At 63.1% G+C, this 9411-nt stretch carries 9 protein-coding genes; 4 read left to right on the forward strand and 5 right to left on the reverse strand.

The genetic code is table 11. The annotated features are described in order from the left end of the window. From ACIQ17_RS26340 to ACIQ17_RS26350, 3 genes are all read right to left on the reverse strand, one after another. Positions 1-592 (reverse strand): TRAP transporter substrate-binding protein (locus tag ACIQ17_RS26340; protein WP_398472254.1); only part of this gene is annotated, 592 nt, incomplete at its 3' end. 148 nt (positions 593-740) lie between these two features. Further along, complete coding sequence (locus ACIQ17_RS26345) at positions 741-1832, reverse strand: TRAP transporter substrate-binding protein (RefSeq protein WP_398472255.1); 1092 nt, start codon at positions 1830-1832, stop codon at positions 741-743. A gap of 220 nt (positions 1833-2052) precedes the next feature. Then, positions 2053-3216, reverse strand: a complete 1164-nt coding sequence (locus ACIQ17_RS26350) for an Mrp/NBP35 family ATP-binding protein (RefSeq protein WP_398472256.1) — start codon at positions 3214-3216, stop codon at positions 2053-2055. 284 nt (positions 3217-3500) lie between these two features. Between ACIQ17_RS26350 and ACIQ17_RS26355 the strand changes: the two genes are divergently transcribed. The 4 genes from ACIQ17_RS26355 (at position 3501) to ACIQ17_RS26370 (ending at position 6952) form a co-directional block, all read left to right on the forward strand. After that, the gene (locus ACIQ17_RS26355; RefSeq protein ID WP_398472258.1) at positions 3501-4370 is read left to right on the forward strand and encodes an NAD(P)-dependent oxidoreductase; all 870 of its coding nucleotides are present in this window, start codon (positions 3501-3503) and stop codon (positions 4368-4370) included. Between the two features lie 184 nt (positions 4371-4554). Continuing rightward, the gene (locus ACIQ17_RS26360) at positions 4555-6150 is read left to right on the forward strand and encodes a sensor histidine kinase (protein ID WP_398472259.1); all 1596 of its coding nucleotides are present in this window, start codon (positions 4555-4557) and stop codon (positions 6148-6150) included. A gap of 45 nt (positions 6151-6195) precedes the next feature. Beyond that, positions 6196-6414 carry a DUF1289 domain-containing protein gene (locus tag ACIQ17_RS26365; protein ID WP_398472261.1) on the forward strand — a complete coding sequence of 73 codons (219 nt, stop codon included), beginning with the start codon at positions 6196-6198 and terminating at the stop codon, positions 6412-6414. A 25-nt stretch (positions 6415-6439) separates the two neighbouring features. Beyond that, a complete protein-coding gene (locus ACIQ17_RS26370) occupies positions 6440-6952 on the forward strand; it encodes a TIGR02281 family clan AA aspartic protease (RefSeq protein ID WP_398472262.1) in 513 nt (170 codons plus the stop codon). A gap of 100 nt (positions 6953-7052) precedes the next feature. On the opposite strand, the gene dusA is transcribed toward ACIQ17_RS26370, so the two are convergent. After that, positions 7053-8048 (reverse strand): tRNA dihydrouridine(20/20a) synthase DusA, encoded by a 996-nt coding sequence (dusA, locus tag ACIQ17_RS26375; RefSeq protein ID WP_398472263.1) that lies wholly within the window; start codon positions 8046-8048, stop codon positions 7053-7055. 36 nt (positions 8049-8084) lie between these two features. After that, complete coding sequence (gene serA / locus ACIQ17_RS26380) at positions 8085-9353, reverse strand: phosphoglycerate dehydrogenase (RefSeq protein ID WP_398472264.1); 1269 nt, start codon at positions 9351-9353, stop codon at positions 8085-8087. Positions 9354-9411: the final 58 nt, after the last annotated feature.

The raw sequence follows: 9411 nt of genomic DNA on the forward strand, positions 1-9411 counted from the left end.
CCCCGACCTGCTGCGGGACGACGCCGATCTTGGCCAGGACGTTGCCGGCGATTCCACCGATGCGCATCTTCAGACCGTTGAGGTCGGCGACTTCCTTGATCTCCTTGCGGAACCAGCCACCCATCTGGCAGCCGGTATTGCCGGCCGCGAAAGCAATGAGGTTGTAGTTTTTCAGGAAGTCGTTGAAGAGTTCGGCGCCGCCACCGGAATGAAGCCACGCGGTCTGCATGCGGCTATTGAGGCCGAACGGCATCGATGTGCCGATGGCGAAAGTCGGGTCCTTGCCGACATAGTAGTATCCGGCCGTCTGCGCCATTTCGACGGTGCCGTTCGATGCAGCGTCCAATGCCTGCAACGCCGGCACAATCTCACCCGCCGCAAAAACCTGAATCTGAAACTTGTTGTCTGTCGCTTCCGCAACAGCCTTCGCAAACAGGTCGGTCGCGCCATAGATCGTATCGAGCGATTTCGGAAAACTCGACGTCAGTCGCCACCGGATTTCCTGCATCGACTGCGCGATGGCGGGTGACGCGACCGTTGCGGCGCCGGCAGCACCGAGCCCCGCCATGCGAATGAACTGACGACGTTTCATATCGGCTCCCTCAAATGTTTCGTGCCTCTCTGCCGGAGGCATGATGCGATGATGAAGCAATCGCCCGCTGAACGCCAAACAAATGCGCACGAAAAAAGCCCGGCCTCCTCGCGGAGACCGGGCTGATTGATGGGGCGATCAGTTCGGATCAGCCGCGCGTGCGCGAGCGGATCATGAAGCTGTCGAAGGTGTATTCGGCAACCTGCCACCACAGATATTCGTCCGAACGATAGGCCTGCATCGCGTCGATCGACTTCTTGAAGTCGGGGTTCTTCGACGAGATGTCGGCCCAGAGCTCGTTGGTCGCCTTCAGGCAGGCGTCGAGCACTTCGTTGGTGAACGGACGCAGCTGCGTGCCCGATGCCACGAGCTGCTTCAGCGCCTGCGGATTCTGCATGTCGTAACGCGCAGCCATCCATGTGTTGGCGTTGGCGCAGGCGTTCGCAAGGATCGCCTGATAGTTCTTCGGCAGCGAATTGAACTTGTCGAGATTGGTGAAAGCGTGGACCGTCGGGCCGCCTTCCCAGAAGCCAGGATAGTAGTAGTACTTGGCAACCTTCTGGAAGCCGAGCTTCTGGTCGTCATAGGGACCGACCCACTCGGCAGCGTCGATGGTGCCCTTTTCGAGCGACGGATAGATGTCGCCGCCAGCGAGCTGCTGGGGCACCACGCCGACCTTCTGCAGCACCTGACCGGCAATGCCGCCGATGCGCATCTTGAGGCCGTTGAGATCGGCAACGGTCTTGATCTCCTTGCGGAACCAGCCGCCCATCTGGGTGCCGGTATTGCCGCAGGGATGACCGATCACGCCGAATTTCTTGTAGAATTCGTTGCCCAGCTGTTCACCGCCGCCCTGATACCACCAGGAATTCTGCTGACGGGCATTGAGGCCGAACGGCACCGACGCGTAGATCGCGAAGGTCGGGTCCTTGCCGACATAGTAGTAGGAAACGGTGTGGCACATTTCGACGGTGCCGTTCGAGGTGGCGTCGAGCGCCTGCAGGCCCGGTACCAGTTCGCCGGCTGCGAAGACCTGGATCTGGAATTTGCCGTCGGTCATTTCCGACACCTGCTTCGCCATCATCTCGGCGCCGCCATAGATGGTGTCGAGCGACTTCGGGAACGAGGACGCCAGGCGCCACTTGATTTCCGGTGTCGACTGCGCGATGGCCGGCGAGGCAACTGCAGCGGCCCCGGCAGCACCCGCCGCCGAAACCTTCAAGAACTCACGACGCTTCATTCAAGCTCTCCTTTTGAAAGCGTTTCCCCAAAAATCCTTCGAGCTTTTCGACGGGCGATCATTGCGTGATTCAGCCGACGGCGCTCTTGGTCGCCGGTGATGTAACACGGTTATGAAGCGGCGGAAAATGAGACGAGCGTCGTAGTTCGCCCGATTGGACGAAAGTTCTATGCGTCATTCCGCGCCCGCTCGGCGGACGCTACAGGGTCAGACCAAGACGTCAGGCCAGGACGGCCTTCAGGCTGTCCCGGACCTGCTCGCCGATCTTCCGGTAGATCGTCGCATGGGGGCCGTCGGGCTCGCTCACCACCACCGGCGTGCCTGCATCCGACATCGCGCGAATGGACATGTGCAGCGGTACCTCGCCGAGGAATGGCACGCCCAGTCGCTCGGCCTCATGCCGCGCACCGCCATGGCCGAAAATGTCCGAGCGGGTGCCGCATTCCGGGCACTGGAAATAGCTCATATTCTCGATGATGCCGAGAACGGGGACATTGACCTTGGTGAACATCGCCAGTCCGCGGCGGGCATCGATCAGCGCCAGATCCTGCGGGGTCGAGACGATCACGGCGCCTTTCAGCGGGACGTTCTGTGCCAGCGTCAGCTGAGCATCGCCAGTGCCGGGCGGCATGTCGACGACGAGGACGTCGAGCTGCCCCCAGGCGACATCGCGCAGCATCTGGGTGATGGCCGACATCACCATCGGCCCGCGCCAGATCATGGCGGTCTCTTCCTCGACGAGGAAGCCGATCGACATGATCGACAGGCCGAACCGGTCGATCGGGATCATCTTCTTGTCGTCGTTGAGCACCGGCTTTTCGCTGATGCCAGTGAGGCGCGGCACCGATGGGCCGTAGATGTCGGCATCGAGCAGTCCCACCCTGAGACCGAGATCGCGCAGACCGAGTGCCACATTGAGCGACGTTGTGGATTTGCCGACGCCGCCCTTGCCCGATGCGACCGCAATGACTGCCTTCACGCCGGGAATCTCGGCCTGCTTGCCCATGGCGGACGGGGCCCCCGGGGGCTGGTGCGGCCGATGCGCCGAGACTGGCTGCACGCCATGTGCTTGAGAACCATGGGAATGCCCGCCAGGGCCGTGACGGTGCGGCGCCGGTGCGGCGGGTGCCGAGCCAGGCTTGCGCTCAGCCGTCAGCGCCACCATCGCGCCGGTGACGCCCGGCAGGGCCCGCACCGCCGCTTCCGCCTGCGCCCGGACACTTTCCCAGGCACGTGCCTCTGCAGCATCCACATTGATGGAGAACATCACCTTGCCGTCAGCGACGGCAATTTCGGACAACACATTGGCATGCACCAGCGGCACGCCACGCGGCGATGCCACTTTGGCAAGGCCATCCAGAACCTGTTGTTTCGAAACGCTCAAATGCTGTCTCCCGGTCGTCGCAATTCCAACCGCAGAGATAGAGCACCTGTGCGCCATGTCCATGCCGTTTCGCTCACGATTGCGCCGGGAATTGCGCGGGCGCAATTCGGCCGCGAAATCCTCTCGCGGCGCACACAAAGTCACGGTGCCGCAACCTCGGGGCTTTGCCGCATCCGGCGCAGCGACTATGCTGCGGCCTCTTCGTGTTCCCGCCCGTCCGCGGGCACCACCTCCCCACAGTCGATAGCCGGCGGTACAGCCGGCAGCACATCAAGGGTTCGGATATGGCCAAAGTTGCTTTCATCGGTCTTGGCGTCATGGGTTTCCCCATGGCCGGTCATCTCGCCACCAAAGGCGGCCACGAGGTCACCGTCTACAATCGCAACGCGGCCAAGGCGAAAGCATGGGTGGAGAAATTCGGCGGCAAGTCTGCCCCGACGCCAAAGGCCGCGGCCGAAGGCCAGGATTTCGTCATGGCCTGCGTCGGCAATGACGACGACCTGCGCTCGGTGACGACCGGCCCGGACGGCGCTTTCTCGGGCATGGGCAAGGGCAAGATCTTCGTCGACCACACCACCGCCTCGGCGGAAGTGGCCCGCGAGCTTGACGCCGCGGCCACCAAAGCCGGCTTCCACTTCATCGACGCCCCGGTTTCCGGCGGCCAGGCCGGTGCCGAGAACGGCGCCCTCACCGTGATGTGCGGCGGCGAGTCCTCCGTCTATGCCAAGGTCGATCCGATCATCACCGCCTATGCCAAGATGCAGAAACTGCTCGGCCCGGCCGGTTCCGGCCAGCTCACCAAGATGGTCAACCAGATCTGCATCGCCGGCCTTGTCGAGGCGCTGTCGGAAGGCATCCACTTCGCCAAGAAGGCCGGGCTTGATGTCAACTCGGTGGTTGAGGTGATTTCCAAGGGCGCCGCCCAGTCGTGGCAGATGGAGAACCGCCACAAGACCATGAACGACGGCAAGTTCGACTTCGGCTTCGCTGTCGAATGGATGCGCAAGGATCTGTCGATCTGCCTCGCCGAGGCTCGCCGCAACGGCGCCAGCCTGCCGGTCACCGCACTGGTCGACAACTTCTACGCGGAAGTGGAAAAGATCGGCGGCAAGCGTTGGGACACTTCAAGCCTTCTCGCAAGATTCGAGAAGTAAGCGTCTCATACAACTGACAAATCCGCGGCCGGGCGAAGCATGGCGAGCTTCCCCGGCCGCGCGTGTTTTCATGGTAAATTAACCGGATTGCCGCGTTCTTTAAGGTGCCCTTTAAGGATTGTGCGGCACAGATAATGATCTGTGAAAACCGCCCGCATTTGCGTGCAGGATTTGTGTAAGCGTGATGAGTGAGCCCGCCGCCAGGCCCGAGGTCGTCCAGCTTCCGGCTGAAGAGCCCGTCGCTGCACCGGCACGCAACCGGAGGGCGGCCCAACAGCGCGTGCGCGAGGCCCGCGACCGGCTGATCTCGACCTCCGGCACCCGTCCCGCTTTCGACCGCGAACTGCTCCGCCAATATGCTCAGACCCGCCTCTCCGCCTCGCTGGTGGTGACGCTGCTCGTGGTCGGCACCGGCATCGTGTTCGGCGCCTGGCTGCAGCCGCTGAGCGCCGCCGCCTGGGCTTGCGGGATGCTATGTATCCATGCCGTGATCCTGCGTGCCTGCAATCGCTATCTGGCGGAACCACCAGGCCCGAACACCACGCGCAAGTGGCGCAGGCGGTTCGTCGCGCTGGATTTCGTCTACGGCCTCGCCTGGACGGCGATCCTCGTACATCCCACCGGCGCCGACGTCGTCTCCAATTCGCTGATGATGTTCCTGATGCTGCTGGTGGTGGCCGTCTCCAGCATGCTCGCATCGAGCCTGCCGATCGCCGCCATCGCCGCCACCGCGCCGGTGACTTTTGGCGTGGCGATGAGCTTCATCCTGCGTGGCAATTTCGACAACTATGTCCTCGCCGCACTGGCTGTCGCGGCCGAGGGCTATTTCATCCTGCTCGCCCAGCGCCTGCATTCGACCACCCTCGCCGCGCTGGAAGCGCGTGCGGAGAAGGATGCGCTGATCGGCGAACTCGAACAGGCCAAGGCGATCTCGGACGAGGCACGCCACCGCGCTGAAGCCGCCAATGTCGCCAAGTCGCGCTTCCTTGCGCAGATGAGCCACGAATTGCGCACGCCGCTGAATGCCATTCTCGGCTTCTCGGAAGTGATGAAGAGCGAGATCTTCGGCGCCCATGCAGTCGCCGTCTACAAGGACTATTCGGCGGACATCCACAATTCCGGCGTCCACCTGCTCAATCTGATCAACGAGATTCTCGACCTGTCGCGTATCGAGGCCGGCCGCTACGAGCTCAATGAAGAAGCGGTCTCGCTCGAGCATGTGGTCGCCGATTGCCACCATCTGCTGAAGCTTCGCGCCACCAGCCGCGGCATCACCATCCACGAAGTGTTCGAACACGGCATGCCGCGCGTCTGGGGCGACGAGCGCGCTTGCCGACAGATCGTGCTCAACCTGCTCTCCAATGCCATCAAGTTCACGCCGCAAGGCGGCGAGATCTGGCTCAAGGTCGGCTGGACCGCCTCGGGCGGCCAGTATCTGAGCTGCAAGGATACCGGCTCGGGCATCGCCGAAGACGAGATTCCGATCGTGCTGGCCTCGTTCGGCCAGGGCTCGAACTCGATCAAGTCGGCCGAGCAAGGCGCCGGCCTCGGCTTGCCGATCGCGAAAAGCCTGATCGACATGCATGGCGGCACGTTCACGCTGAAATCGAAGCTCCGCATCGGCACCGAAGTGATCATCACCTTCCCGCCGGAGCGCGTGATGTCGGCGCTGGCGCCCGTGATGGAAGACGCGCCGCCGCTGCAGCCGGATTACGAAATCACCGACGAGAAGCGGCGTCCGCGCAACAAGCCGATCATGAATGCGGGAACCGGACTGTAACGCCAGCACCTTGCGCAACCGCGCCGAACCACCTCATATCCCTGGATGAACAAAGAAACACCGTGCGTCGCCATCTGTGTCATCGATCCCAAAGCCAAGCTCTGCCTCGGATGCGGACGCACGCTGCAGGAAATCGCACGCTGGGGCCGCATGGAGAGCGCGGAACGCCTGAGCATCATGGCGACGCTGGAAACGCGCATGACGGAGGCAGGCTTCGCACCGCCTTCGACCTTTGCCCGCAAGCCGCGGCCGGCCACCAACTGAGCAACATTGCGGTCGGGGGCGCTGCATGACGCGCGTCCTGCTGCTGATCATCGCGATCCTCGCCACCGCAGGCGCCGCGCTCGCTTATGGCGATCCCGGCCAGATCACGAAGGCGAGCACCCTCGTCACCGAAATCCTGCGCAAGCAGGTGCCGCCGATGCCGCGCATCGTGGACGTGCCGCGCGGCAATGGCGGCGAGTTCGCCTTGCAGGCCGCGATCAATGGCGTCACCACGCCGATGATCATCGACACAGGCGCCACCTCGGTGATCCTGTCCTATGAGACCGCCAAGGCGATCGGCCTGCCGGTCGAGTTGCTGACCTACAATATCGATGTCGAAACCGTCTCTGGCCGCACCAAGGCGGCGCGGCTGACGCTGGATCGTCTTGCCGTCGGCAGACTGGTGGAGCGTTCGGTTCCTGCCCTCATCGTCCAGCGCGGGCTGATGAAAGGCAACCTGCTCGGCATGAGCTTCCTGGACCGGCTGGAAAGCTGGGAAGTGCGCGCCGACAAGCTGAAGCTGCGCGGTTATCCGTGAAGCGCTGAGGCCGTAGGATGGGTTGAGCGCAGCGATACCCATCATCTCAAGCGCTGGTGGTGATGGGTATCGCTGCGCTCAACCCATCCTACGATCACCGTCAAGCCGCCTCGGCCGCGACCGGCTCGTCCTCGACCAGCGCGATCGCATCGCGCAGCACATCGATACCTGCGCCGTGCTTCACGCCGTATTCGGCGAGATGCCGACGAAACGCCCGTGCGCCGCGCACGGCATGGAACGCGCCGACGAAGTGCCGCGTGATCGAATGCAGCCGCGTGCCCCGTGCGAGCTGGTCCGCGATATAGGGCATCATCGCCTCCATCGCGTCCTTCATCGTGGCATGCTGCGCCGGCTCGCCGAAGATTTCAGGATCCACCGCAAGCAGACGCCAAGGCTCCTGATAGGCCGCACGTCCCATCATCGCGCCATCCACATGCGCGAGATGCTCCTTGGCTTCGGTGACGCCTGGGATCCCCCCATTGATGGCGATCGGCACATCCGGCATCGCGGCCTTGAGCCGATAGACGCGATCATAGTTCAGCGGCGGGATGGTGCGGTTCTCTTTCGGTGACAGGCCATTCAGCCACGCCTTGCGCGCATGCACGATCAGACCATCCGCGCCCGCAGCCACCACTGCCTTTGCCAGAGCATCAAGCGCCACTTCGGGATCTTGATCATCGACGCCGATGCGGCACTTCACGGTGACCGGCACATCGACCGCAGACTTCATGGCAGCCACGCAACGCGCGACAAGATCGGGCTCCGCCATCAGGCAGGCGCCGAAACGGCCTTCCTTCACGCGGTCCGAGGGACAGCCGACATTGATGTTGATTTCGTCATAACCGAAATCGGCACCGATCTTCGCGGCTTCGGCAAGCTTTTCGGGATCAGAGCCACCGAGCTGCAACGCGACCGGATGCTCGCTGACATCAAAGCCGAGCAGCCGCTTACGATCGCCGTGAATGATCGCAGGCGTGGTGACCATCTCCGTATAGAGCAGAGCGCGCCGCGTCAGAAGACGATGGAAAACGCGACAATGACTGTCGGTCCACTCCATCATCGGCGCCACGGAGAATCTGTAGCTCGGATAAGTCAAATGCCTGGTCCCTGCCCGATGTAGCGGGCGTCCGACTTAATCTTTGTATTCATACAGCAGACGTGCGCGGATCGTGCCGTCCAGCCCGCGGATGTCTTCGAGGACGCGCTGGCTGTCGGCAGCCGACGCATCGGCATCGAGCACGACATAACCGACATCGTTGTTGGTCTCATAGTATTGCGCAGCGATGTTGACGGCGTGGCGGGCCAGCACCTCATTGAGGCGGCCGAGCATGCCCGGCACGTTGCGCTGGACCTGAATGAAGCGCGTGCCCTGCGGACGCGCAGGCAGCTGCACCTGCGGGAAGTTGACCGCGCCGACGGTCGAACCGGTGTCGCTGTAGTCGATCAGTTTTCGCGCGACTTCGGCGCCGATGCGCTCCTGGGCTTCTTCCGTGGAGCCGCCGACATGCGGCGTCAGAAGCACGTTGGGCAGGCCCTGCAGCGGGGTGACGAACTTCTCCTGGTTGGAGCTGGGCTCCACCGGGAACACGTCCACGGCCGCGCCGCGCAGCTTGCCACTGCGGAGCACCTCTGCGAGCGCGTCGAGATCGACCACCGTACCGCGGCTGTTATTGATGAAATAGGCGCCATCCTTCATCCATGACAATTCAGTCGCGCCGATCATGCCCTGGGTCGCCGGCGTCTCCGGCACATGCATGCTGACCACGTCGCTCTGCGCCATCAAGTCCTGCAGCGTCGCCACCGCTTCGGTGTTGCCGTGACGGAGGCGGTCGGTGTGGTCGTAATAGATCACCTTCATGCCGAAGGTTTCGGCGAGGTTGGAGAGCTGCGAGCCGATATTGCCATAGCCGACGATGCCCAGCGTCTTGCCGCGGACTTCGTGGCTGTTGGTGGCCGACTTGTCCCACTTACCGTCATGCGCGGCGACCGAGCGATCGACGATGCGGCGGAGCAGCATCACGATCTCGCCCATCACCAGCTCCGCCACCGAGCGGGTGTTGGAGAACGGTGCGTTGAACACCGGGATGCCGCTGCGGCGGGCGGCATCGATATCCACCTGATTGGTGCCGACGCTGAAACAGCCGATGGCGATCAGGCGGTCGGCGGCATCCAGCACGTCCTGGGTGATCTGGGTGCGGGAGCGGATGCCGAGCAGATGCACGCCCTTGAGGGCTTCCTTGAGTTCGCTGCCGCCGAGGGCCTTGGTCAGGCGCGTGACATTGGTGTAGCCCGCGATATCGATCAGCTCGACGGCGCTGTCATTGACGCCCTCGAGCAGAAGGATCTTGATCTTGTCCTTCGGGAGCGAGAGCTGCGGGGCGGGAACGGCGGTCTTTGACACGGGCGGTGTCCTCTACAGGGCAGTTGAAAAACGACGAAGCAACGGCGGCCCCTGGGGG

This window comes from Tardiphaga sp. (assembly GCF_044340795.1).
In the GTDB taxonomy this organism is placed as follows: Bacteria; Pseudomonadota; Alphaproteobacteria; order Rhizobiales; family Xanthobacteraceae; genus Tardiphaga.